Here is a 24,149-nt window from a genome sequence, read left to right as displayed (position 1 = left end):
CTACTTCTATTCCTCGTATTTTTTAAAAATTACAGATGCATTATGCCCACCAAACCCAAAAGTATTGCTTAACGCAGCACGAATGGTGCGTTTTTCAGCTTTATTAAAGGTAAAGTTCAGTTTAGAATCTAACTGAGGGTCATCTGTAAAGTGATTTATTGTTGGAGGAACGATATCATTTCTTACTGCCAGGATGGCCGCAATACCTTCAACAACGCCCGCAGCACCTAATAAGTGACCTGTCATTGATTTTGTTGAACTGATATTCAGTTTATAAGCATCTTCACCGAAAAGGTCTACAATTGCTTGTGTTTCTGAAAAGTCACCAAGTGGTGTCGACGTACCGTGAACATTGATATAATCAATATCAGCAGTGGTCATTTGTGCATCTTTCAAGGCATTTGACATCACCATTCTTGCTCCTAAACCCTGAGGATGGGGAGCTGTAATGTGATTGGCATCTGCGCTCATTCCGCCACCAACAATTTCTGCATAAATTTTAGCACCACGCTTTTTAGCATGCTCCAACTCTTCGAAAATGATGGTACCAGAGCCTTCGCCTGCAACAAAACCGTCACGATCTTTATCGAAAGGTCTGGAAGCGGTAGCCGGATCATCATTACGTGTAGATAAGGCGTGCATTGCATTAAAACCGCCAATACCAGCTTCATTGATAATTGCTTCAGATCCACCACTGATAATTACATCGGCCATGTTAAGGCGAATATAATTATAAGAATCAATCATGGCATTCGTTGAAGAAGCACAGGCAGATACGGTAGCAAAATTAGGACCTCTAAGTCCGTATTTGATGGAGATATGTCCTGAAACGATATCAATAATCAATTTAGGAATGAAGAAAGGATTGAATCTTGGTGTACCATCACCAGAGAAAAAGTTCCTCATTTCTTCCATAAAGGTCTTTATGCCACCAATTCCAGATCCCCAGATCACACCAACACGGTTGGTGTCTAATTGGGTAAAATCGAATTGGCCATCTTGTACCGCTTCAGCTGTTGAGGCGATTGCATATTGAACAAACTGATCTAATTTGCGTGCTTCTTTTCTATCCATGAAGTCTTCAGGGTTGAAGTTCTTCAGTTCACATGCAAATTTTGTTTTGAACTTTTCGACGTCAAAACTTGTAATAGGCGCAGCGCCGCTCACCCCATTTAACAAACTGTCCCAGAATTCTGGAACAGTATTGCCTATTGGAGTGAGCGCACCTAAACCTGTAACTACTACTCTTCTTAATTCCATTTATACGGATTATACGGAGACCGTATGTTTACTTTACGTTTTTCTCTAGATAAGCAACTGCTTGACCAACTGTACCAATGGTTTCAGCTTGATCATCAGGAATTGCTACATTGAATTCTTTTTCGAATTCCATGATAAGTTCCACAGTATCCAAAGAATCCGCACCCAAGTCGTTCGTGAAGGAAGCTTCCGGGGTAACCTCGCTCTCATCCACACCTAATTTTTCAACGATAATAGCCTTAACTCTTGAAGCAATATCAGACATAATGTTATAATTTAATGGTTAAATAATTCAGTGCAAAGAAAAATAAAAACTAACACATTTCAAATGTTTTTATTTTACTATCAATTTTAATGTTTTTATTTCAAACAGTAAAGTAAAATTACTTTTATAATTTCGCATCTTAAAATAAAGCAACTGTTTTGAATAAAACTTACCTCAAACTCTCCCTGGATCTTGATTTTATCCTGCTTGCAATCACCGCACCCTTAAAGGATTATGTGCTTTGCCACAAGATAAATACAGCACTCCATTTAAATTTGGAAAAGGTGGATGATCATGAAGTTTTTTTCAATATTGATGAACCAGCCCTTGCCTTTTCGAAGTATTATTATTTTGTTGAAGAGGGCGAAATTGAATATTTTATTGTGAATAACCGCAATCGGGAAGGATTTTTAATTCCAGAACTCGATAAAGTGGATTATTTTATGGTGATTAGGCAATACCTGCACCAGGAAGATTTAAATTACTTGCTTACAGGCTTGAACAAATTGCCTGATATTCAGGTGGCTGCAAAAATTGATCCCTATAAACTGAAGTCAAAAGAAAATTTGATATTGTAATTTTTACATTTTAGGTGTATTAAATACACTATATTTGATTTTATAATATATTTTAATAACAAATTAGCCATATGTCGCTGGATATTATCTAGTGGCTTCATTACCGGTTAGTTATAACTAATTGCAAAAATAAATGAAACCTTTTCATTCAAGAACGAAGATAGTTGCCACGTTGGGTCCGGCATCAGCCAAACCAGAAGTCTTATTTAGTATGTTTAATGCAGGATTAGATGTCTGCAGACTAAACTTCTCCCACGGTTCACAAGCTGATCACCAGGAAACCTTAGACACCATACGTGAGATTAATAAAAAACACCATTATAACGTAGGAATTCTAGCCGATTTACAAGGCCCTAAAATCCGTATCGGTATGGTACAAGATGGCGGAATTCACCTGGTAAATGGTGCCAGAACCATTATTACGACAAATGAATGTATCGGTAATGAAGAGCGTATTTATATCACTTATACTACATTCCCTAAAGACGTTAAAGCAGGTGAAGTGATCCTTTTGGATGACGGAAAGTTGCAAATGCGTGTACTGGAAACCAATTACAACGACGAAGTAATTTGTGAAGTTGTACATGGTGGTATCCTGACGTCGAGAAAAGGGGTTAATTTGCCAAACACTAAGGTTTCTATTCCTTCATTAACTCCTGAAGACAGAGATAACCTGGAGTTTGTACTTAAAAATGATGTAGAGTGGATCGGACTTTCGTTCGTTCGTAACGCTGCTGACATCGTTGAATTAAAAGAGATTATCAAACAAAGAGGTAAAACAGCAAGGGTAATCGCGAAGATCGAAAAACCTGAAGCTATTGCCAATATAGACGAGATCATTGCCGTTTCTGACGGAATTATGGTTGCCCGTGGTGACCTTGGTGTTGAAATGCCAATGGAAGAAGTTCCTTTGTTGCAGAAAATGATTGTGAATAAATGTAGAGCGGCTTCAAAACCGGTTATCATTGCTACACAAATGCTGGAAAGCATGATCACTACGCCAAGACCAACACGTGCGGAAGTTAATGACGTGGCGAACTCGGTATTGGATGGTGCAGATGCAGTGATGTTAAGTGGAGAGACTTCTGTTGGAGAGTTTCCATTAATCGTTATTGAAACCATGCAGAAGATTATTCAAAACATTGAAACCAATAACTACCCGTTCCATCCGCAAAAGTTTCTTAGATCGAGTGAGGAAAGCTTTTTAAGCGATGCCATCTGTGATACAGCGGCTAACTTATCTAAGCAAACCAATGCTGTAGGTATTGTGTCTATGACCCTTAGTGGTTATACTGCTTTTGAAATTTCTAGTCACCGCCCAAAGGCCTTAACTTACATTTTTACAAGCAACCTTAACTTGTTGAATACACTAAGTTTAGTTTGGGGTGTACAAGGCTTTTATTACGATAAATTCGAAAGTACGGATGAGACGATCCTTGATGTAAACAGCTTGTTGAAAGACATGAAGTTGATCAAAAAAGGTGATATCGTGATCAATACTGCTGCGATTCCAATGGAGCGCAAAGGAAAAACCAATATGGTTAAAATCACAGTGATCGATTAGTATAGTTCAGGATTCAAAAATTTTTATATTTTTGCAATCCTGAAAAAGGAGAGGTGTCCGAGTGGTTGAAGGAGCACGCCTGGAAAGTGTGTATACCTCAAAAGGGTATCGAGGGTTCGAATCCCTCTCTCTCCGCAGTTGAAATATACAACAAAGCCCGCTGATTTATCAGTGGGCTTTGTTGTTTTAAGGAGGGTGGGGGACAGAATCAGACCGTCTCCCGAGAGAACATACAAATCCCATCATCAACCCTCGAAGGCTGACCAAACAAGCGCTGGAAAAATTAGAACCGTTATATGATCGGCTCTTTATTTTTTCTTTGCTATCAGCAAAAAGCAAGAAGTTAAACCTTAAAGTGGCTAAAGCATACCCTGCAAAATATCACGTCTATCAAACATAAAAACCTAAAGGATCGTGGTATTCACTCTTAGATCTGATTAATGATGTGTGGGAATCAAAAAATTCACGCCCACTTGAACGGCTGTACCTGCAAATCTATTTTTAGCAGAAAAATTCTGTGTAATTCTTCCCATTAGTCCAATTCTCATGGGTTTAATCCAATAAGAGTAAAAACCGCCTACGCCAGCAACACGATCAACTATTAATATGACCTCTTGGCCTTTATCATCACTTACCTGCTTGGTATAATGGGCGAAAAGGCCCACCTCATCCCCTTTTTTATTCAATACATGTGAACCGCCCAAATCGATGGTCAAATGCGCGCCTTCTTTAAAATCGGTGTCTTTCTGCCATTGGTTAAGCTCCAATGTTGTGGCCAAAGAAACACTAAATTTAGGGGTTGGCTTTAATCTTGCAGCCACCCTTAGGTTATGCGACCAATAACCATGACCTCCATTGTCCAGATCGTGAGGCTTATACCGTCCTGTTGGAGTCCACACGCCATAGTTAAAAGCGTAACTTAATTTCTCTTTTGTCCAGGATAGCCAGATAGGCTGTATATACATGTCACCAATACCTAAACTTTTGTTCGTGAAGACATAATTTCCAGGGCCCGTTTGACTTGTATAATAATCCAAAGCAATGTCCGCTGTTGGGCTATTTAGTGTGGGAATGATCATCATTCCCCAATTTGCGCCCAAAATCTTGCCTTTTCCTCCATAAATCGCCATCAATATAAAGGAATTTGTTTTTACGTTTTGCTTAATATGAAGTGCAGTTGGATTTCCATTTGACGGATTAATTATTTGGTCAGATCTATTTCCAGACGCGTTATGGTAGTTCTGGTTGGCGAATCCATACCAGACAGGAATGATCCATCCTTCATGCGGTGCAAAAAAATCTCCTGGATTAAAAGAGGAACCTGAGTAATGGCCCTGTGAAAAAGCACCCAAGTAGAAAAACAGGGATACCAGCATTACAATAAACCTTTTCATGATTTCGTTTTTTTATTTTTACTGAGAAAATAATTCGCTAAAGTTTTATAAGCAGGTAGCGAATATGGATCGTTTGCTTGATTTGCAGCTAAGGGGTGCGATGCAAACCGTACAATAACCACCACATGCGTGTAGCTCCAATTCTTCAAGTTAGTGTAGCCCGCTTTTTCAAATGTTTTTCGGCTACCGTCTGCACTGAACTCTTTTACAAGTTTGATGGAATTATCTGTTTTCCGTCTACCGATTGAACTACAGTGATGGGGAGTAACTTTCTCTTATGACAAACGCTGTAATGTGATGCAGGAAATCAAAGTAACTACCATCTGCTGCAGAAACGGTATGGTCTTTCGGAGGTGGAAACCCTTTCATCCATCCCATTTTGGTGGGGCCAGAATCATTGGAATTCAAAAAATCTTGTGCAATTAAAGGTTGTATTAAGAATAATATCAACCCAATTATTAATGTGAACTTTTTCATAACTTTTTAATTAGAATTGATATCACATAAATTATTGATATTCAACCTAATGTATCAACAGTGGGTATCTTGAATTGTGTCAATAAATTTGTTGTTTTTAGGACTTCGTGTTTCTTGCAGTTGGCGAAGAAGGAGTAGATCATGGCCGCCCGTTGTGCCGCATCGGGGCTTCCGGCGAACAGGTAATTTGGCTTTCACTTTTACTTAAGAAATATTTTAATTGGATTGGAGTTTATTTGTTTTCTTAGGTAAGAATTAACTACGGTTCTTTATCTTTAGCCTATGAGTATGTACAACCTCTCAGAAATAAACATCTATCCCATTAAGTCTCTAGGCGGCATTAGTCTTAAAGAAGCTCTAATAGAAAATAAAGGACTTCAATATGATAGAAGGTGGATGTTGATTGACGAGGAAGGTATTTTCATCACCCAAAGGAACCACTTCGAACTCTCCCTACTTCAAGTAAGCATTGGCAACGGAAAATTAACGGTCTCACATAAAATTGTTGTTAGTCAAACCATCTCTTTCTTCCTCGACGAGCATACAGGAGAAAACATTACTGTGCAGATCTGGGACGACATTTCCCATGGATTGGAAGTAAGCAGCTTGGTAAGTGAATGGTTTTCAGCATTCATGAAAATGAAAGTCAGACTGGTTGTAATGCCTTTAGCAGAAAGACGGGCCGTAGATCAGCGTTATGCTTCGAACGCCGAAGTTGTTAGCTTCGCTGACGCTTATCCATGCCTGATCATCAGTCAGGCTTCCTTAGATGGATTAAATTTAAAGTTAGAAGAGCCCATCCTGATGGATCGCTTCCGGCCTAATTTCGTCTTTACAGGAGGAACCCCTCACATTGAAGACACTTTTAGTACTTTCTATTTAGGTGATATCTTGTTTTCGGCTGTAAAGCCATGTGCACGATGCGTACTCACCACCGTAAACCAGCAAACAGGTGTTAGAGGACAGGAACCACTGCGAACCTTAGCCGGTTACCGAAACTTTGGTAATAAGATCTTATTTGGCCAGAACCTGGTTCATGAAGGTTCAGGAATTATCCGTGTTGGTGACCTATTAAAAGTCGCGTCATACAAACCGAAAATACAAGCGCCCTGTAACGATTTCTTTCCCGGAAGGTCTTAAGCATGAAATTTTAAATCTTTTATGAATAAAACATTACTCAAAACTTTCACCCTTTCCTTTGCGATAAGTTCAATGCTTTTCCCTGCTTTTAGTCAAAATGTACTGCCGCTTGAAACTGCTGTTAAGCTGTCCGACAGCCTTTACAACGCGAAACAATTTACACTTGCAACGCCCTACTATGGAATAGTTGCCGAAATAAGCGACTTTAAAAGCAAAAAAGCTGGTGCTTATTACAACATGGCCTGCTGTCTTAGCCTTCAGGGTAAAACAGACTCGGCTATGCTTATTTTAAACAAAGCCATTGATGCTGGCTACAACAATAAATCGAATATCATTTCGGATAGTGATCTGAAGCTCTTACATAGCAATCCAACTTGGGCCGAGTTGGTTGAAAGGGTGCCCGAACGTAAAAAGATGCTGAACGATGATCCAAGAAAATCCGAATTTATCACCTCAGACATATACCATTTCTGGGAAGCTTACGACCAGGCCATGAAAGACACGGCTAATTTCAAAGCCATCATGAAGAAGCTGTACTTTGACCGGGCTAGTAAAGGGATGGAGGATTACATGGGTGCAAAGGTTAGCAGCATTGACTTCTTTATTGATCACATCCGCTCGGCGCCTAAGCTTTATGCAGCCATCCGGAACAACACCTACAAAACGGATGCATACAAACCGGCATTTATGGCCTCCTATCTGAAAATGAAATCGCTTTATGCCCAATCTAAATTTCCGGATGTGTACTTTGTCATCGGTGCTTTCACCAGCGGCGGAACGGTCACAGATCTTGGATTATTGCTTGGTGTGAACCAAGCGGCTAGCGATCCCAGTGTCCCGGTCGATGAGCTTAGCTTTCAGAAACGCACCCGTCTGGGCAACATCGAAATGCTGCCAAATTTGCTTGCACATGAACTGGTACATTATCAGCAGGACGGCATGAAAAAAGACACTACCACCTTGAGTTACGTCATCAGGGAAGGAATGGGCGACTTCATCGGCGAACTGATCAGCGGTAATACCGCAAACAAAGTGCTTTTCGATTGGGTAAAAGGTAAGGAAAAACAGATTTGGAACAAGTTCAAACCAGATATGTATTTCGACCGTTACGACAACTGGATTGCCAACTCCAAAACTTCTACTCCTGACAATTTACCAGATCAGGGTTACTGGATCGGCTACCAGATCTGTAAAGCTTATTACGAGCAAAGCAAAGACAAAAAACAGGCGATTCACGACATGCTGCACATTCAGGATTATAAGGCTTTCCTCAACAAAAGCAAATGGGAGAAAAAAGTAGCGGCACTTTAGGGTCCTAGAAAACATTCGAGAAATAAAACATCTAAGCAGCGATTGCTGCAGATGAAACAAGCGACGGAGCCGGATAGAAAAATTATCTGCCAAATGGAACTACATTCTTCTACACATTCAGCATACAGGCGTACTATCTTCATCCATCTTAATTATTAAAGCTATTGTAAATGTCTTACAATGGTTCTTTTTACTTTGTCCGCCACAACTCAATGGCAGGCTGTCGAATCTTAATTAGGAGACGTAACAAGGTTTTTGTTTTCTGAAGCAATAGTAGTGGTAAAGCAAAAACAGCTATCTTCAGCTGGCATCTTGTAGAAGAAATGCGCTGATGCTCATGTTATGGTTTATTGTCTAAAGTGATCTTCTTCGTTTTTAGGAACAGATTATTTGCTCTATCCCAGATGTAGCCACCCAAAGTTCAGAAATATTGACAATCATCATTTTATTTTTTAATTTAATGGTAAAATTAAAGTCAATTGCTAAATTAATCGTACGAGTGTATATGTTAAAGCTATCAATAAATCCAGTTCCCACAGGAGGCTGTTTGTGAAATAGCAGAATTGTTATAAGTTAAACATTTATAGATTTATATCGTACAAATCCGATTATAATCTCAGGCCGACTAGGTTTGTTCAATACTATCTATTAATTTCGAATGCTAATCTAAAAGAAAACGGAAAATTAATGCTGAGGAGGACTTGGCTACGGCTTATAAAATATACCGTACTCAGGCCTACCTACACTGCACCTCCTTCGCACCTTGTTTCACAAAACCGAACTGAGGTGTATATGAGGCCAGGTCCAGCACCGGACACAAATGCCAATCACATTAAGATCTGGTTAAGGTACAGACGGGCTACACCACAAATAAATTCTGGAAAGGCATCAACTAATCATAATTTCTAATAAGCTATAGAACATTACACCAAGAAAGTATGCCCACCCTCGTTAATCCGTGCTTTACCTAATTTTTAACACGTCTTTCTTCAGTGTCAGAACTTTTCGACCGTTCACGTACAGATTTGATCTGGTTACTACCAAAACGGTAAGAAAGCCCCATTCGGAAAATTTGTGTTTCATATTTTTGGTAGATCCGGTAATCCTGCCCGGGAATTACACTTTTGATCCGTTCTCTATAAGTGTTGAAAAGATCGTTTGCCGCAAGCGAGATGGTCAACTTCTTATCCGCAAAGGACTTTTTAATGCCCAGATCTGTGCTATACATGGGCCTGAAAAAATAAGTTCCATGCACGTTTGCCGAACGGTAATTGAAAGATAAGTCGGCCGTAGTGGAAGGGCTTATGTTAAAAGTCTGATTAATATTAAAATTGTAGGCTGTTTTACCACTTTCAAAAGGAAAGCCCATCAAGTTTGGTGTGCTGAACTTGTTTTTCGAAACATTCATGCTGTTATTCATTGACCACCATTCACTTACTTTCAACGGAAAGCTTAGGCTCATGTAAATGACCTCCTGTTTGGCAAGATTCTGTTCCCCCACAATCAGCGTCTTGTCCTCGGCATTAAGTACCGTTACTTCAGTAATCGCATCGTTGGTTAAACTGTGGCCCAGCGTGATATATAGCTTACTTTTATAAACATAGGATAATTCGGACACATTTGTAAACTGCGGCTTTAGATAAGGGTTCCCTCTTGAAAAGGTATAGAGATCAATGTTGTATACAAATGGATTTAGGGTTACGTAGTTTGGGCGATCGATCCTTCTGGAATAAGACAATCCGACATTGTGGTCCTCAGATAGCTTTTTCCTTAAAAAGATCGTCGGAAACAAATTGATATAGTCGCGCTTAACTACCTCATTTAAAGTGATGGAGTTCCCTTTTGAATTCGTTTGTTCAGCACGTAAACCGAATTGTATTTCCACGATTTTCAGTTTCAACTGCAAATTGAGATAAGCTGCATTGATGTTTTCTGTGTATTGAAATTGATTACTCCTGTTTGGGTCATTTTCCCAACTGTTTTCATTAAAATTTTCAAACACAATATCATTTTCGGTTTTAACATAACTGCTTTTTATTCCGGCCGATAATTTAGAATCAGTGCTTAGTGGATAGGTGTAATCAGCTTTTGCAGAGAGAATGTTAACATTTACAGGCGCATTACTCCTAAAGACCAGAGGCGATTTATATTCATTGCCTGCCGGATCCAGAAAATGATTGTCATAACCATTTTGGATGCTGTTGTCATACGACGCATAGTCTAGATCAATATTTAGGTCCTGGCCTAAAGTGTCGATCGTCGACTTATAATTCAGGTTAAAAGCAGCGTAATTGTAGCTCCGCTGAGTGGGGTTGTCTGCCGTAACTAAAGAATCCAGCCCAATCCCATCACTACTGATCTGGGTGTAATTAACGGTTCGGTCATCCCCAGAATTGTTGTGGCCGTTAAATTGAAAACCAATAACATTATTGTCGTTGATATAATAATCCAATCCGGCTTTATAATAATGGTTTCTGTCGTCTATGTCAGCTTCTGTATGTTGATCAAAAAAGGTGTTACCTGTGTTGGAAGGACTCACACGGTTTATGTTGAGTTCCCGAAGCCGATTATTGTAGTTCAGGTAAAAATCTCCATAGACGTTTATTTTATTCGCCCTATAATTTAAGTTAGCACCAGCACTCGATTTGAAATTCTTGCCGTACCCTGCTGCAAGGTTAACATTGCCGTTTAGGCCGTAAGAATTGTTTTTCTTTAAGCGGATGTTAATGATTCCTCCCGAGCCTGCAGCATCATACTTTGCCGATGGATTTGTAATCAGCTCTATGTTACGCACCGCGGAGCTTTGCATGGACCTTAGGAAAGCGATTAGCTGATCACCAGCAAGGTAAGTGAGTTTGCCATCAATGAGTATACTTGCGCCAGATTTTCCTTTCAAATCTATTTTGCCATCATTAGCAACATAAACGCCTGGCGCACGCTGTAGTACGTCTAGTACGGAGTTACCCACGGCCAGGCTGCTGTTCTCTACATGGAGTACTGTCATATCGATTCGCTGTTCTACATAGTCCTTCTTCCCGACAACTTTAACCTCATTTAGATTTTTGGAAGTTGCTTTCAGGACGACGTCACCGAGCTCGATCATCTGTTTAGTAGCTAAGGTAATATTTAACACGGTCGTATCAGATTCAACCGAGCTAAGCCGGATCTGATAATTTCCTTGCTGGTTAATGGAAAACTCAAAACGGCCGCTTGTATCCGTCAGCTTTGCATGTTTTGTCTCATCAGGTTGAGTTGAGATCATGCTAACGGTAACGTATGGTATTGCCCGGCCGTCAAGACCCAATACACGGCCTTTTACCTGGTAGGTGGAAATTCCCACCTGTTGAGCGCGAACAGCCATAGGGATGAAAAAAAAGATAGCAATCAGCAGATATAACTTGAGGAGCATTATGCCAGCTTTTTTCATAAGATGTAGATTAAATTAGGGATGTTATTAGTAAGACGAGATACCTTTGCCTAGGTTACACTTAAAAGCTTAATCGTCTTATTTTATACAACTTGTGTAATGTGACTAGTTATCAAATCGAAGTATTACAATGCCTTTAGCATTATGAGTAAGCACACGGCATTAGAAAATCACATGATTCAAGAGTTGCGTATAATAGTAAATTTCATCTTCGACAATAATGGAGGTAAATTTCCAATTCAATAATCTTAGACTTTTCACAGGAATATTACCTCCGCATTTTTTGCCAAATTAAACCCTACTTAAATAATAGCAATAGCCTAAAAACTTGTATTTTAGTTAGCACATCTATTTCCCAAGTGCTTACCAAATATTTAGCGAATGAAACTTGACCTAATAGCTATCGCAGATTTATGTATTGATATCCTCATTGATGCACAGGTAAAACCAGCATATGGGCAGGTTGAACAACTAGCAGATCAGTACGCTATTGATTTGGGTGGTTCAGTTGGGATCTTTGCATCGCAGATTGCTAAACTTGGTGGATCCATAGGCGTGATCAGTAAAATAGGGGATGACCCACAGGGCAGAATCATCCTGGAAAGCCTGGAAAAAGCTGGTGTTGACCTCTCTTTAGTCGAAATTATTCCTGATGAACAAACGCCCATGGGCCTTAACTTATCGTGCAAGGGCGATCGGGCAATGCTCACCTATCTAGGTACCCTTAAACTCATCGAACCATCGGTATTTACACCCTTACTAGTTGATCGGGCTTCTCACTGGCACATTGGAAGCTACTTTTTGTTAAACAATCTCATTCCGTATTGGCCAGGCTGGATAAAAACACTAAAAGAGGCAGGAGTTACGGTCTCTTTGGATACGAACTGGGATCCAGATGGCGATTGGACGCGCGTGCAGGAAATCTTGCCGCTGATCGATGTTTTTCTGCCTAACGAGGCCGAGGCACTTGCCATAAGTGGAAAAGCCAATCTTTTGGAGGCAGGTCAATTTTTGTCAACACAATGCCCTTTGGTTGTCATCAAAAGGGGCGGAGAGGGGGCTTTATTATTTGCGGAAAACGAGGTTATTGACTTTAAAATACCGGCAGACTTGCTGGTTAATTTGAATATAGTGGATACGACAGGTGCCGGTGACAATTTTGATGCAGGCTTTATATTCGAATGGTTAGCTGGACAGGATTATAATACTTGTTTGTATCGTGGGGTCCAATGTGGAACGGAAAGCCTTAAAGCACTAGGTGGGGTTAAATCACAGATTTTATTGAATAGGATATAATTTGCTTAGCGATGATCATTGAATATTTTGATAACTATAATAACATGAGCGCTGTTGCTGCAAATATGATTCACGCAGCGTTACTCTCTAAAACTGATTTGTTGTTGTGTGCTGCCACGGGTTCATCTCCGCTGGGTGCCTATCAAAAACTGGTAGAAAAGCATCAAAATGATTCTTCGGCCTTTGATTCCTTCAGGATGATCAAGCTGGATGAATGGGGTGGAATTCCTTTAGACCACCCACAATCTTGTCACACTTACTTAAAAGAAAACCTTTTAGCCCCATTAAATATAAGTGTATCGCGCTTTATTTCATTCGATAGTCGCCCTGATGATCTAGCGGTAGCGTGTAAAAAAGTTAGCGCCTACCTGGAAAGTGAAGGGCCGATTGACCTGTGCGTACTGGGGCTAGGGTTAAACGGCCACATCGCATTTAACGAACCAGCGCCCTTCCTGCAGGCGAAATGTCATGCTACAGCCCTTACGGCAACATCCATGCAGCATTCCATGGCTTCGGAAATGGAGGAGAAACCAACTTCCGGAATAACTTTAGGCATGGCAGAAATCCTTCAAGCAAAAAAAATCATCTTACTGATCTCCGGGGCAGGGAAACAGCAGATCATACAAGAATTCCTTTCCGCTAAGATTACCACCAGTTTGCCTGCTTCCTTTTTATGGCTGCATCCGGCGGTAACGTGTCTAATTGATCGAACCTCCATTTAGCAAGCATATAAACCATTATCAAATGACTGCGAATAGAAATCAAAACAGCGGCATTAATACATTTGATGCCATTGTTATAGGATCTGGGATAAGTGGTGGTTGGGCCGCCAAGGAGCTTTGTGAGCAAGGGCTAAAAACCCTGGTACTGGAGCGGGGCAGAAACATAGAACATAACAAAGATTATCCAACTGCAAACATGGATCCCTGGGATTTTAAATACCGCGGCCGAATGAGCAAGGCATTTTATAAAGAAAATCCCTTAATCACTAAATCTGCAGGTTATGGCGAAGATTGTGCACACTTTTTTATCAAGGATGAAGATCATCCGTATGTACAGGAAAAACCTTTTGATTGGATCCGAGGCTACCAGGTAGGAGGCAAATCACTTACCTGGGGCCGGGCCACGCAGCGTTGGAGTGAATTTGAATTTACCGCTCCGGAACGATTTGGTTATGGCATGGCATGGCCGATAGGATATGATGATGTTGCGCCCTGGTACAGCCATGTAGAAAAGTTTATCGGCATTTGTGGACATAAAGATAATTTGCCTGCAATGCCCGACGGTGAATTCTTGCCGCCTTTTGAAATGAATTGCGTCTTACAGGATATCAGACAAAGTTTGAAAGCAAATTACAACGACAGACACCTGGTTCATGCAAGATGGGCACACCTTACCGAAACCCGCGATGTACATTTGAAACAAGGACGGGGTAAATGCCAGGCTCGCAATTTGTGTATGCGGGGTTGCCCTTTTGGGGGCTATTTTAGCTCTGTAAGTTCCACTTTACCCTGGGCACAGCAAACCGGAAACTTAACCATCCGGCCCTTTTCCGTTGTTCATTCCATTATTTACGATGAAAAATTAGGAAAAGCATCCGGCGTGCGGGTAATTGATACCAACACCAAAGAAGTTACTGATTATTTTGCACGTATCATTTTCTTAAATGCCTCTGCACTGAATAGCAATTTAATCTTACTAAATTCAACATCAAACCGTTTTCCTGATGGCCTGGGTAACGATAGTGGATTATTGGGTAAATTTATTGCGTTTCATAATTACCGCGCATCCCTCAGTGCAACAATTGATGGGTACCTGGATAAATATTATTACGGCCGCAACCCTACAGACCTTATTCTTGTCAATTACCGAAACCTGGAAAAACAGGAAACAGACTATTATGGTGGTTTTACCACTTTTATGAATGCATACCGCAGTCAGCATCCTGCTGAAACTGATGAAGGACAAATAGGTGCAGCTTATAAGGACGGTCTGTCCGAGCCGGGTGGATGGAATGTTTACATGTATTTGCAAGGGGAGACCGTGCCAAAGGAATCCAATCATGTACGTTTGAGTAAAACAGAAAAAGATCAATGGGGAATCCCGCTATTAGTAACATCGGTTGAATATGATGAGAATGACGAACGGATGATTAAGGATTTTTTAACCCAAAGTACGGAGATGTTAGAAAAATCTGGTTGTAAAAACATCCTTCCTTACAATAATAAACAGGCTCCAGGTTTGGATATTCATGAAATGGGAGGAGTTCGTATGGGAAAAGATCCAAAAACTTCCCTCCTTAATGGATGGAACCAGTTACACCATTGCAAAAATGTATTTGTTACCGATGGGGCATGCATGACCAGCACGGGCAACCAAAGTCCGTCATTACTTTATATGGCACTTACAGCCCGGGCAGCTACCTACGCGGTGCAGGAAATGAAAAAAGGGAACTTATAGACAACGAATATTATGAATAGAAGAGAGGTGGTTGGCCGGTTGGCCTTAATGCTGGGTGGATCTATTATTGGCGCAGAATTCTTTTTATCAGGATGTAAATCTGACGCTACAAGATTAAATAACTTGTTTACTGCGGATGATATTGCGCTATTTAATGAAATAAGCGAAACGATTCTGCCGGAAACGGCTACCCCCGGGGCAAAAATGGCTAATGTTGGGGCTTTTATGGCGTTGATGGTGAACGATTGTTATACGCCTGACGAACAGACAATATTTACTAACGGCGTTACAGTACTAAATGAACAAAGTAATATAATGTATGGCAAAAACTTTATGTCGATTGATGCCGAACAAAGGACGGCGCTATTAACCATCCTTGATCAGGAACAAAAGATAGAAGCAAAAAACAGCCAGCATGCAGTTCACTATTTTAGAATGATGAAGGAACTCACTTTGCTTGGCTATTTTACATCTGAAGTCGGTTGTACAAAAGCGTTGCGGTATATTCCAGTGCCTGGCAAGTATGTAGGCTGCATCCCTTATCGCACAGGAGAAAAGGCCTGGGCAACATAACATCGGGTATTATTGCTGATCAAGCCAAAGATCAATGGGTTTTTTTATGACAGGGTTAAATGGCAAGTTGATCTTCTTTCCCGTTCCGGCCGATGCATAGGCGGCATAAATGATCTCTAATACCGCTCTGCCGTCTTCACCAGTTAAAAGTGGCGTTGTATCTTCACGCACACAGCCGATAAAGTGTTTCAGTTCATGAGGATAACCCTGGTTAAATACTTCTTCAAAGATTGGAAAACTCCATCCCTGGGTCGTATCAGTCTTTTCAGCCGCATAACCATAACCACTTTTACTATAGGCTAATGCTGCATTGCCCATAAACAAGTCTGCATAGATGACGCCATCTGTACCGTAAATTTCGCATCGGTCGTCCATACCGCCTTGTTTTGCCCAGCTATTTTCTGCTACGCCAACTACACCATTTTCAAATTCTACAATAATGACCGAATTGTCCTCTCCCTTTGTTCTTTCCTGGTGTAAAAAAGTGTTCATCGTTCCCATAACACTTTTGACCTTCGCGTTGCCAAGCATCCACCTGAACCAACCAAAAGCATGGCAGCCCATATCCATTAATACGCCTCCACCTGCCAAATCTATGTCGTAGAACCAGTCTGAATGAGGACCAGAATGTTTCTCAGCCTGCTTTAGCATGTATATATTGCCTACAGCGCCCTCTTTAACCATTTGTCGGGCACGCTCATATTTAGGCGCAAAACAAAGCTCTTCTGCATACATGAGTTTGACCTGGTTAACTTTACAAGCCTCAATCATTTCATCAGCTTCTTCTAAAGTAACGGCCAATGGTTTTTCTATAATCACATGTTTTTGATTTTTTGCAGCAAGCAGGGTTGCTTTGCAATGCAAAAAGTTTGGCAGGCAGATGTCCACTACATCACATGATGTCTCCGTAATTGCTTTATCCATATCCGTAAACCAATTCGGAATATGATGCTTTTCTGCAAAGGCTTTCGCTTTTTCGGCTTCACGCGCATAAACGGCAACTATTTCTGCTTCTGGGATAAAGCGGGTATAACTTTCGACATGAATATCGGAAATAAATCCTGCACCTAGGATAGTAACTCTTGTCTTTTTCATTTTTGTCTATCGGTTTAGTCAATAAAAGGTGTCACGCTTTCTATTCACAAAAAGGCTTCTCATCACAATGTAAAGTCAAGTTTGAAAGCTATCTCGCGTCCATTTAAATCTGGTTAAGTTCTGTTCGAGTAAAGCTTACGATGCACGGTGTTAACAGCCCATTTTAGTTTAATTCGTTATTTGTGGGGTTTTCCTTGTGCGAGTGATCATAAGCATGACGACACCAAACGCGATTTCTATCGCAGCACCCACCAAAAGTGTTATAGGTGAAGGGGCACGCATGATAAACAATAAAATAGCTGCTACTCCTAATCCTATGCCCAAGACCCAGTATAGCTTGGAACCGTAGAGCGTTGCAAAATGAAAATACCTGCCTCCAATGATGAGAAGCATGCCCTGGAAAAACCATTCTACTTTATGAAATGACAGCCCATAAGCCAGGGGCATACACAAGATCATAAATAAAGTCCCTTCCATGGCAAGCCTGCCAAGGGGATTGCTTGGATTATGGACACCACTTGAACCTAAAACTTTATTGAGCAATATGCTTAATGGATGAATAAAAACACCGCCAATAAGCAGGGCCCAAACTGCTCTTTCTGCCGACATATTCAGGGCTACACATGCTGAAACAAGCCACATGATCCCGGAAACCACTACCCCAGGGTAGCCATGCAGGTAGGCAAAACGCATGTCATGTTGGGCGATTTCAAGATGATTGAACTCTTGCAGAGTGGATTCTGATGCCTGATCAGCTTTTGCCAATGTTTTCTTAATCATTCAGTTTAGTTTTAAGCGTATTAATAGTGAGAACTTTGATTGTGGTATCAATAACTAGATATAAACAAAGGATTATTCTTTTGGCACGATTTGATAGCATAATCTGCAGTTTGGTTGTATTAGCTTTAAATATAGTGTATTGTCTTTATAATCAATACTTTTTCTTTACAAGCGTGGAGCTGGACCGTATATATTTTCAGTAAAACCTTTATATTCGTTTTTACTGCCATCTTGTAAAAAAATAAGCTCTCTTATGAAAAAGATCATTTTCCTGGTGTTTTCCAGTCTTGTACTCCTCTTCACAAGTGTTTCCGCCCAAAAGCAAGACCTTTATTTCTTAAAGAATAATGGCGATTATGTAAAAAATGCTGATAGCGCCGATTATATCCGAACGGTGCAGGAGCCTGAGAAGCGCTCAAAATTATATCCTGTTTTAGAAGTCTATATGAATGGAACGCGGAAAAGCTATGGGTATTCCAGTGTGAGAGATAAACCTCTTTATGAAGGAAGGTTTATTTCTTTCTTTGAAAACGGCAGAAAAAAGCAAATCTCGAGCTATCTTAAGGGCAAACTAATCGATACCGCATATAACCACTTTCCAAATGGCAAGCTGTATACTACATTGTATTATGAGCAAAGTGGAGACAGTAGTATTGTTTATGTTAAAAGTGTCAACGATTCTACAGGTGCTGCCATGGTAACTGATGGAAATGGATACGCTGTACTTTATGATGATGATTTCACATACGTCACCGGAAAAGGAAATGTGAAAAATGGCAAATACGATGGGGAGTGGACAGGTGAATTAAGGACAACAGACACCCTTCGTTACAAAGAAGTCTATGCTGAAGGTAAGATGCTTTCCGGGACCAGTACCGACGCAAAAGGTAATGTGTACCATTATACCATTTCCGAAGAAAAGCCGATGTTTAAAGACGGGATGAAAGCCTATTATAAGCAACTCACCCAAAGTGTGAGGTATCCTCGAGACCTGGCCGCTCAAAGGATTCAGGGCGTGGCTCAAATCAAGTTTGTAGTGCTTAAGAATGGTGAATTAAGTGATGTTCATTTGATAAATGACGTACACCCTTGCCTAGCCAAAGAGGCCATCCGGGCGATAAATTCGATAAAAGGCTGGAAGCCAGGAAGTGTAAAAGGAAGGCTGGCAAATGTTATGTTTACTATTCCCGTATCCTTTAACGTACGTTCTGTATCCTATATCATACGTTAATACTTTTGTCATCAAGCCATTTGTATTTCATCAGCACTCAGTTTATTATGCCTGTTTTCCTATTAATTTATTAGCTTAGTATTCACAAAATTTAACCAAATGGAAGCTATACTAGAAGTATTATTTGCACTCTTTACGGGTGCACCTGGCCGTGCAACCCTGAAGAAAATGAAACCCATTGCTATCGCCTACTCTTTCCTTGGAATTTTCGTTGTAACCTGGCTAGCAGTTGATAAATACCTGCTATAGGTCAAAATTGAATATATTAAATATCTTCCGCTGTGATCACCCTTAACACTTTACAAGGATTTCCCACGGCCACTACATTTGCGGGGATGTCTCTGGTGACTACACTACCCGCACCAATCACTGAATTATCACCGATGGTAACCCCAGGCAGGATAACCGAATGACCACCCACCCATACATTATTACCTATGGTAACCGGCTGCGCATACCCCAGTCCTGTTTTTCTACGCTCCGCATTTAATGGATGGTTTACCGTATATACGCCCACATTTGGCCCAAACATGACATGGTCGCCGATGGTCACTTTGGCCACATCCAGAATGGTGCAGTTGTAGTTGGAAAAGAAAAAGGCACCAAGATGGATGTTATAGCCATAATCGCAGAAAAATGGCTGTTCTATCTGGTATTGTTTACCCACGGTGCCAAATAGCGCTTTAATCAACTTTTTCTGTTCCTTCGCATCAGCGGGACTTAATTTATTATAAGCATGAAGTGCCTGTTTTGCATGATACCTGTCTTTACTTAATTCACTGTCAAAGGGATTGTAAAGTTCGCCACTTAACATTTTTTCTTTTTCCGTACGCATAGATCACCAGTTTGTGTCGCTGCAATATTAGCCAATTGTACCTTATTTGTTGGAATTTGTTTAGGAAATACATAATCTATACCTTTCGGAATGAACCTGAAAAACCTATTATTTCTAATTTTCATCCTCACTTTTTCGGTAAAAAGCACCTCTGCGCAAGCGTTGTCCTCTATCACCCCTGGCCAGATCTGGCCAGATACCGATGGTAAACACATTAACGCACATGGGGGTGGAGTGTTGTTCCATGAGGGGAAATACTACTGGTTTGGTGAGCATAAAACTGAAGGTAAATCGGGCAACCGCGCAAATGTTGGGGTGGGTGTATACTCATCAGCAGATCTGTATAACTGGAAGAATGAAGGTATAGCCTTAAAAGTGGCAGCGGAAAACTCCGGATCAGAAATAGAAAAAGGCAGTATTATTGAACGGCCAAAGGTCATTTATAACGCCAAAACAAAGAAATTTGTCATGTGGTTCCACCTGGAGTTAAAAAACCAAAGTTACAATGCGGCACGTACAGCTGTAGCGGTAAGCGATCAGGTAACCGGTCCTTATACTTATGTAAAATCTTTTAGGCCAAATGCAGGAAAATGGCCGGCCAATTTTAATGAAGCATGGAAAAGTAAAACCGTTAAAGAAGCCGACTTAAAAGCCTGGACCGACGAATGGCGAAAAGAAGTTGCCGAAGGTTTATTTGTTAGACGCGATTTAGATAAAGGCCAGATGGCCCGCGATATGGCCCTTTTTGTTGACGACGACGGTAAGGCTTATCATATTTATTCATCTGAAGAAAACCTGACTTTACACCTAGCAGAACTTACACCAGATTATATGGCTTTTACGGGTAAATACATTACCATTGAACCTGGAGGCCATAACGAAGCCCCCGCCATTATCAAACAACACGGCAAATATTACCTGGTTACCTCAGGTTGTACCGGCTGGGATCCAAATGCTGCCCGCTCTTTTGTGGCCGATTCAATTTGGGGCCCATGGAAATCTTTAGGAAACCCTTGTGTAGGTGATGGTGCCGAGCTTACCTTTAAATCTCAAGGAACCTACATCTTACCTGTTGCCGGAAAAAAGGACACCTATATATTTATGGCCGATAGATGGACGCCGGAAAATGCCATTGATGGCCGTTATATCTGGATTCCAATGACCATTGAAGATGGGAAACCTGTGATTAAATGGCAGGAAAACTGGAAGTTCTAACAAGATTAAACACCGTTTTTCAATACGTATAAACCGCCCTTAGAAACGAATAGAGGTTTCTAAGGGCGGTTTTTGTATATATGTGAATTTACACATCATTTTGTCTATGCAATTGTCGTAATATTTGCTTAATTTAATTGTACTAAAAAATGATTTAGCAAGTGATTAAATCATTCTATTATAGAGGCTTCGATTAATGAAACAAAGCAAGGCTCTCCAGCAGGATTTTACCAAGCAGCTCGCGAAGCTCAAGCTTGTTGCAGATCAACTTCCTGCTGCAATTATAGTTCATTGTGTGGTTGATCTTCATGTGGTATACATGAATCAGCCAGCAATGGATGCATTTGGAATAGAAGAACATCAAATCTCCGAGCTTAACAAAGAAGGAAATCAAGCTTCATATTTCAATACGATTGAAAGGGTAGATTACATACAGCAAATACATTGTTTAATTCAGCAAAATACGGAGGACATGGTCTGTTATTTTCAGCAAATCCGAAACCAGCGTTCGCTGGCATGGCTACTGTTTGTGAGTAATACAAAAGTCTTTTACAGAAATTCTACCGGGGAGGCAACTTACCTGATTACAACCTCCAATAACCTGGAACAGGTACAACATTTCAGTCCTAAAATTGTCCGTATGGTTGATGAGATGAGTTTTCTGCAAGCCAATAATCCCTTGTTTCTTAAACTAACCAAACGCGAAAAGGAAGTACTAAGGTGTATTGCGCTTGGCATGAACTCTGGTGAAATTTCCAATAGCCTTTTTATTTCGCCCGCTACTGTAGATACACACCGTAGAAACCTTCGGAGTAAACTATGCCTTAAAAATAACTATGATACGGTGCGGTTTGCGCAGGCTTACAACCTGGTGTAATATATAAAAAGCCTAACCCTTGCAAAATATTACAGGGGTTAGGTAACACCCATCAACACCTAAAATGATAGATTTAATTTCACCTGCAGGGTTCGCACAGGAACGCTTTGTTTTCCAGCGATCCCGACATCTCCAGCGATGGATTCAAAATATGTTTTTACATCTCCCCATATGTAATCAGCAGAGATTCCTAATGTATTACGACGTAGCGTTACGCCCAGACTTTTGGCTACACTGAAGGTGGTTCTGTCTTTAATGCCGTCAAAATCGAAACTCTCATTAAAATATCTTTTTCCGTTTTTGATAAATGTGATAAAACGTTCATTAGGTCCACCTTCATCTTCGTAGTAACTTAAGTCTATATACCGAAAGGTAGGTGCCAGCTGGAAACGTGCATCAATAACAATTTTTTCAATAAGGTTAATAGATAACACAGGGCCTAATTTTGTGGATGCTGAAGCCATCACTTTTGTTCCATCAACAATCACATTTTGGGCACGTGAATCCCGACCATACTGTTCCCACTCATTTAATTGGTTATAGGTGAAGGAAAGAACGGTCCAGTCAAGTCCCAGGTTAAGGAAGCCCTCACTGAACTTTCCGCCGAAATAATAAATTCTTCCAGCGTCAAGGACGAATCCATTTACTGCGCCAAAACGGCCATCCAGGATGTTCTCTCTGGGGGAAAGAATTTTATCGAGTTGATTTCCTACAGCGTTGACACCAAGGCGTAGGTAACTGGGCCGGTATGTTGGCCGGTCTTGTGCATGTAACAGAACGGATGCTGATATCAATATTGCAGCTAAACAGATTTTGATTTTCATGATGCAAGATTTAGGGTGAGGCAGATGGTTTTCGTAGGTTGTATTACAAAGATATCGCACCAATTTTGTGGCATCAATACTCAAAATTGAGTAATTTATAATCATTTTATTTCACATGCAATCGCCTGAAAAACAGGGTGATTTTGTCATTTTGTTTAGCGGTTGTGAGAATAGTGATGCAGTACTTTTGTCTATGAGAAAATTACACCAATAAACGGTGTTCTTTTGGGACATTTAAAACCTGTAAGCAAAAAAAAGCACCATTCAATTAAGAATGATGCTTTTACTTTTTAAGTATATCGTTTAGAATTTGTAACCAAAACCGATAGAAAATACCTGGTTTTTAAATTCAGGCGTTCTTGTAGTTCCGTTTTCATTGTTTTTCTGGAAGTCAATTGCATAACGTCCGTGTACATCAACGTTGCTGGTGATATCATACCTGAAACCAACTACACCACCTACTAAGCTTTTGTTGAAACCATCGGTATCATTATCATATTCCTGCTCCACAGCACCGAAACCGTTTTCAAACTTGTTTTTAGTAGACATTAAAAACGACACCTGCGGTCCAGCAACTAAGTTTAATCCACTACCACCTAGTTTGAAACTTGCTAAAATAGGAATATCAATAAAACTAGTGGTTTGTGTAAAATCTCCAACACTTGAAGTTAGTTTATAACCTTTAGTTGAATATAATGCTTCCGGAGTGAAAGCAATACTTTCCGATAATGGAATATCAACCGTAACACCCACATTGAAACCTGGGTTTATCTTCGTGTCAAAATCGCTGTTGCCGCTTTGAACAATGTTTGGAAGGTTTAATCCACCTTTAATACCGAAACGAGCTGGGCTCTGTGCATAAATAGAACCTGTAAATAGTAAGCCAGCGGCTAATAAGAATATCTTTTTCATAAATTTCATTTTTACTTGTTACCATCCCCTTTGAAATAAATGTGCCATTACAGAAAGAAAAGCGCTTTAATCTATAGTTGTTAAGTTGATACTGTTGGTAAACAGTACTTTCCACTAAGGCGTGAATAAACCAGGCATTCCTATTTTAGATCTGTGGTGACTGTTAAAACTGTATTAAATTTGATACATTTTTTTAGAAAAAGCAGTCTTAATCGCTTAAACCGCACCAGCAAAATGTGGAAGGGGCAAAGCAAAACAGCTCATCAGGGCTAATGCAATTCCTTTCAAGCAGGAATTTAGTTTAGTTAAAGACTCTTTTGACTAACTTAGCGTCAACATTACATAAAGAAGCCATTTAACCGATACACACTAAGAATGAACATTAGACTATTTTCCATCGCTACGCTTACCGCGCTGGCATCCTTCACTACAGTAAACGCCCAACAAAAATCTTATATCGAAACGCTGTCTGAACCTAATGAGTGGGTGGACTCTGTTTTTAATAAATTAAACCGACGAAGCAAAATTGCACAAATGTTCTTTGTAAGAGGATTAACGAACTCGACAAAAGCATATGAAGATTCTATCGGACGTGTAATCCAAAAAGAAAGGATCGGAGGGATTGTGTTTTTCCA

General features: G+C 40.4%; 22 protein-coding genes, 1 tRNA gene and 1 pseudogene. 14 read left to right on the top strand and 10 right to left on the bottom strand.

All coding sequences use genetic code 11. The features are described from left to right. Positions 1 to 6: 6 nt before the first annotated feature. Together fabF and ACR2F3_RS00505 are read right to left on the bottom strand one after the other, a co-directional pair. Positions 7 to 1,260, bottom strand: a complete 1,254-nt coding sequence (fabF, locus tag ACR2F3_RS00510; protein ID WP_432708024.1) for a beta-ketoacyl-ACP synthase II — start codon at positions 1,258 to 1,260, stop codon at positions 7 to 9. A 28-nt stretch (positions 1,261 to 1,288) separates the two neighbouring features. After that, positions 1,289 to 1,525 carry an acyl carrier protein gene (locus ACR2F3_RS00505; RefSeq protein WP_031266521.1) on the bottom strand — a complete coding sequence of 79 codons (237 nt, stop codon included), beginning with the start codon at positions 1,523 to 1,525 and terminating at the stop codon, positions 1,289 to 1,291. 158 nt (positions 1,526 to 1,683) lie between these two features. Here ACR2F3_RS00505 and ACR2F3_RS00500 point away from each other — a divergent pair, with 158 nt between their 5' ends. The 3 genes from ACR2F3_RS00500 (at position 1,684) to ACR2F3_RS00490 (ending at position 3,802) form a co-directional block, all read left to right on the top strand. Continuing rightward, positions 1,684 to 2,103 carry an IPExxxVDY family protein gene (locus ACR2F3_RS00500; protein WP_432708023.1) on the top strand — a complete coding sequence of 140 codons (420 nt, stop codon included), beginning with the start codon at positions 1,684 to 1,686 and terminating at the stop codon, positions 2,101 to 2,103. A 133-nt stretch (positions 2,104 to 2,236) separates the two neighbouring features. Beyond that, positions 2,237 to 3,667, top strand: coding sequence for a pyruvate kinase (gene pyk / locus ACR2F3_RS00495; protein WP_432708022.1), 1,431 nt, complete (start codon positions 2,237 to 2,239; stop codon positions 3,665 to 3,667). 47 nt (positions 3,668 to 3,714) lie between these two features. Then, a tRNA-Ser gene (locus tag ACR2F3_RS00490) sits at positions 3,715 to 3,802 on the top strand. 302 nt (positions 3,803 to 4,104) lie between these two features. On the opposite strand, the gene ACR2F3_RS00485 is transcribed toward ACR2F3_RS00490, so the two are convergent. Beyond that, positions 4,105 to 5,061: a SphA family protein gene (locus tag ACR2F3_RS00485; protein ID WP_432708021.1), complete on the bottom strand. Its 957-nt coding sequence runs from the start codon at positions 5,059 to 5,061 to the stop codon at positions 4,105 to 4,107. Between the two features lie 249 nt (positions 5,062 to 5,310). After that, on the bottom strand, positions 5,311 to 5,538 hold the full coding sequence (locus ACR2F3_RS00480) for a hypothetical protein (protein WP_432708020.1): 228 nt from the start codon (positions 5,536 to 5,538) through the stop codon (positions 5,311 to 5,313). 282 nt (positions 5,539 to 5,820) lie between these two features. Between ACR2F3_RS00480 and ACR2F3_RS00475 the strand changes: the two genes are divergently transcribed. Then, the gene (locus tag ACR2F3_RS00475; protein ID WP_432708019.1) at positions 5,821 to 6,678 is read left to right on the top strand and encodes an MOSC domain-containing protein; all 858 of its coding nucleotides are present in this window, start codon (positions 5,821 to 5,823) and stop codon (positions 6,676 to 6,678) included. Between the two features lie 21 nt (positions 6,679 to 6,699). Continuing rightward, the gene (locus ACR2F3_RS00470) at positions 6,700 to 7,989 is read left to right on the top strand and encodes a TPR end-of-group domain-containing protein (protein ID WP_432708018.1); all 1,290 of its coding nucleotides are present in this window, start codon (positions 6,700 to 6,702) and stop codon (positions 7,987 to 7,989) included. A gap of 967 nt (positions 7,990 to 8,956) precedes the next feature. Here the strand turns inward: ACR2F3_RS00470 and ACR2F3_RS00465 are convergent. After that, complete coding sequence (locus ACR2F3_RS00465; RefSeq protein ID WP_432708017.1) at positions 8,957 to 11,416, bottom strand: outer membrane beta-barrel protein; 2,460 nt, start codon at positions 11,414 to 11,416, stop codon at positions 8,957 to 8,959. Positions 11,417 to 11,797: 381 nt separating this feature from the next. Between ACR2F3_RS00465 and ACR2F3_RS00460 the strand changes: the two genes are divergently transcribed. From ACR2F3_RS00460 to ACR2F3_RS00445, 4 genes are read left to right on the top strand one after another with little or no spacing between them, the layout of a single operon-like run. Continuing rightward, entirely contained in the window at positions 11,798 to 12,712 is a 915-nt protein-coding gene (locus ACR2F3_RS00460; protein WP_432708016.1) for a carbohydrate kinase family protein, read from the top strand. A gap of 11 nt (positions 12,713 to 12,723) precedes the next feature. Beyond that, complete coding sequence (locus tag ACR2F3_RS00455) at positions 12,724 to 13,434, top strand: galactosamine-6-phosphate isomerase (protein ID WP_432708015.1); 711 nt, start codon at positions 12,724 to 12,726, stop codon at positions 13,432 to 13,434. 22 nt (positions 13,435 to 13,456) lie between these two features. Continuing rightward, on the top strand, positions 13,457 to 15,172 hold the full coding sequence (locus ACR2F3_RS00450; RefSeq protein ID WP_432708014.1) for a GMC oxidoreductase: 1,716 nt from the start codon (positions 13,457 to 13,459) through the stop codon (positions 15,170 to 15,172). A gap of 12 nt (positions 15,173 to 15,184) precedes the next feature. Further along, positions 15,185 to 15,745 carry a gluconate 2-dehydrogenase subunit 3 family protein gene (locus tag ACR2F3_RS00445; protein WP_432708013.1) on the top strand — a complete coding sequence of 187 codons (561 nt, stop codon included), beginning with the start codon at positions 15,185 to 15,187 and terminating at the stop codon, positions 15,743 to 15,745. Positions 15,746 to 15,754: 9 nt separating this feature from the next. On the opposite strand, the gene ACR2F3_RS00440 is transcribed toward ACR2F3_RS00445, so the two are convergent. Both ACR2F3_RS00440 and ACR2F3_RS00435 read right to left on the bottom strand, forming a co-directional pair. Beyond that, positions 15,755 to 16,840, bottom strand: a complete 1,086-nt coding sequence (locus ACR2F3_RS00440) for a Gfo/Idh/MocA family protein (protein ID WP_432708012.1) — start codon at positions 16,838 to 16,840, stop codon at positions 15,755 to 15,757. 168 nt (positions 16,841 to 17,008) lie between these two features. Continuing rightward, on the bottom strand, positions 17,009 to 17,620 hold the full coding sequence (locus tag ACR2F3_RS00435) for a DUF7010 family protein (protein WP_432708011.1): 612 nt from the start codon (positions 17,618 to 17,620) through the stop codon (positions 17,009 to 17,011). A 253-nt stretch (positions 17,621 to 17,873) separates the two neighbouring features. Between ACR2F3_RS00435 and ACR2F3_RS00430 the strand changes: the two genes are divergently transcribed. Together ACR2F3_RS00430 and ACR2F3_RS00425 are read left to right on the top strand one after the other, a co-directional pair. After that, positions 17,874 to 18,851: an energy transducer TonB gene (locus ACR2F3_RS00430; RefSeq protein ID WP_432708010.1), complete on the top strand. Its 978-nt coding sequence runs from the start codon at positions 17,874 to 17,876 to the stop codon at positions 18,849 to 18,851. 99 nt (positions 18,852 to 18,950) lie between these two features. After that, entirely contained in the window at positions 18,951 to 19,100 is a 150-nt protein-coding gene (locus ACR2F3_RS00425) for a hypothetical protein (protein ID WP_432708009.1), read from the top strand. A gap of 16 nt (positions 19,101 to 19,116) precedes the next feature. Here the strand turns inward: ACR2F3_RS00425 and ACR2F3_RS00420 are convergent, their stop codons facing one another. Beyond that, positions 19,117 to 19,686, bottom strand: coding sequence for a sugar O-acetyltransferase (locus ACR2F3_RS00420; RefSeq protein ID WP_432708008.1), 570 nt, complete (start codon positions 19,684 to 19,686; stop codon positions 19,117 to 19,119). Between the two features lie 90 nt (positions 19,687 to 19,776). On the opposite strand from ACR2F3_RS00420, the gene ACR2F3_RS00415 reads away from it, so the two are divergent. Next, positions 19,777 to 20,901: a glycoside hydrolase family 43 protein gene (locus ACR2F3_RS00415; RefSeq protein WP_432708007.1), complete on the top strand. Its 1,125-nt coding sequence runs from the start codon at positions 19,777 to 19,779 to the stop codon at positions 20,899 to 20,901. 196 nt (positions 20,902 to 21,097) lie between these two features. Further along, positions 21,098 to 21,778, top strand: coding sequence for a response regulator transcription factor (locus ACR2F3_RS00410; RefSeq protein WP_432708006.1), 681 nt, complete (start codon positions 21,098 to 21,100; stop codon positions 21,776 to 21,778). Between the two features lie 59 nt (positions 21,779 to 21,837). Here the strand turns inward: ACR2F3_RS00410 and ACR2F3_RS00405 are convergent, their stop codons facing one another. Further along, positions 21,838 to 22,602 carry a hypothetical protein gene (locus ACR2F3_RS00405; protein WP_432708005.1) on the bottom strand — a complete coding sequence of 255 codons (765 nt, stop codon included), beginning with the start codon at positions 22,600 to 22,602 and terminating at the stop codon, positions 21,838 to 21,840. A gap of 303 nt (positions 22,603 to 22,905) precedes the next feature. Then, positions 22,906 to 23,514 (bottom strand): porin family protein, encoded by a 609-nt coding sequence (locus ACR2F3_RS00400; RefSeq protein ID WP_432708004.1) that lies wholly within the window; start codon positions 23,512 to 23,514, stop codon positions 22,906 to 22,908. 375 nt (positions 23,515 to 23,889) lie between these two features. On the opposite strand from ACR2F3_RS00400, the pseudogene ACR2F3_RS00395 reads away from it, so the two are divergent. Then, a pseudogene (locus tag ACR2F3_RS00395) lies at positions 23,890 to 24,149 on the top strand (glycoside hydrolase family 3); the annotation flags it as partial.

This window comes from Pedobacter sp. (assembly GCF_045627485.1).
Classification (GTDB): domain Bacteria; phylum Bacteroidota; class Bacteroidia; order Sphingobacteriales; family Sphingobacteriaceae; genus Pedobacter.
This window is presented reverse-complemented; position numbering and strand designations above follow the sequence as displayed.

Bases quoted from the DNA above. Each gene is read 5' to 3' on its own strand.
- fabF (WP_432708024.1), bottom strand. From the start codon at position 1,260: ATGGAATTAAGAAGAGTAGTAGTTACAGGTTTAGGTGCGCTCACTCCA.
- ACR2F3_RS00505 (WP_031266521.1), bottom strand. From the start codon at position 1,525: ATGTCTGATATTGCTTCAAGAGTTAAGGCTATTATCGTTGAAAAATTA.
- pyk (WP_432708022.1), top strand. From the start codon at position 2,237: ATGAAACCTTTTCATTCAAGAACGAAGATAGTTGCCACGTTGGGTCCG.
- ACR2F3_RS00485 (WP_432708021.1), bottom strand. From the start codon at position 5,061: ATGAAAAGGTTTATTGTAATGCTGGTATCCCTGTTTTTCTACTTGGGT.
- ACR2F3_RS00480 (WP_432708020.1), bottom strand. From the start codon at position 5,538: ATGAAAAAGTTCACATTAATAATTGGGTTGATATTATTCTTAATACAA.
- ACR2F3_RS00475 (WP_432708019.1), top strand. From the start codon at position 5,821: ATGAGTATGTACAACCTCTCAGAAATAAACATCTATCCCATTAAGTCT.
- ACR2F3_RS00470 (WP_432708018.1), top strand. From the start codon at position 6,700: ATGAATAAAACATTACTCAAAACTTTCACCCTTTCCTTTGCGATAAGT.
- ACR2F3_RS00465 (WP_432708017.1), bottom strand. From the start codon at position 11,416: ATGAAAAAAGCTGGCATAATGCTCCTCAAGTTATATCTGCTGATTGCT.
- ACR2F3_RS00460 (WP_432708016.1), top strand. From the start codon at position 11,798: ATGAAACTTGACCTAATAGCTATCGCAGATTTATGTATTGATATCCTC.
- ACR2F3_RS00455 (WP_432708015.1), top strand. From the start codon at position 12,724: ATGATCATTGAATATTTTGATAACTATAATAACATGAGCGCTGTTGCT.
- ACR2F3_RS00450 (WP_432708014.1), top strand. From the start codon at position 13,457: ATGACTGCGAATAGAAATCAAAACAGCGGCATTAATACATTTGATGCC.
- ACR2F3_RS00445 (WP_432708013.1), top strand. From the start codon at position 15,185: ATGAATAGAAGAGAGGTGGTTGGCCGGTTGGCCTTAATGCTGGGTGGA.
- ACR2F3_RS00440 (WP_432708012.1), bottom strand. From the start codon at position 16,840: ATGAAAAAGACAAGAGTTACTATCCTAGGTGCAGGATTTATTTCCGAT.
- ACR2F3_RS00435 (WP_432708011.1), bottom strand. From the start codon at position 17,620: ATGATTAAGAAAACATTGGCAAAAGCTGATCAGGCATCAGAATCCACT.
- ACR2F3_RS00430 (WP_432708010.1), top strand. From the start codon at position 17,874: ATGAAAAAGATCATTTTCCTGGTGTTTTCCAGTCTTGTACTCCTCTTC.
- ACR2F3_RS00425 (WP_432708009.1), top strand. From the start codon at position 18,951: ATGGAAGCTATACTAGAAGTATTATTTGCACTCTTTACGGGTGCACCT.
- ACR2F3_RS00420 (WP_432708008.1), bottom strand. From the start codon at position 19,686: ATGCGTACGGAAAAAGAAAAAATGTTAAGTGGCGAACTTTACAATCCC.
- ACR2F3_RS00415 (WP_432708007.1), top strand. From the start codon at position 19,777: ATGAACCTGAAAAACCTATTATTTCTAATTTTCATCCTCACTTTTTCG.
- ACR2F3_RS00410 (WP_432708006.1), top strand. From the start codon at position 21,098: ATGAAACAAAGCAAGGCTCTCCAGCAGGATTTTACCAAGCAGCTCGCG.
- ACR2F3_RS00405 (WP_432708005.1), bottom strand. From the start codon at position 22,602: ATGAAAATCAAAATCTGTTTAGCTGCAATATTGATATCAGCATCCGTT.
- ACR2F3_RS00400 (WP_432708004.1), bottom strand. From the start codon at position 23,514: ATGAAAAAGATATTCTTATTAGCCGCTGGCTTACTATTTACAGGTTCT.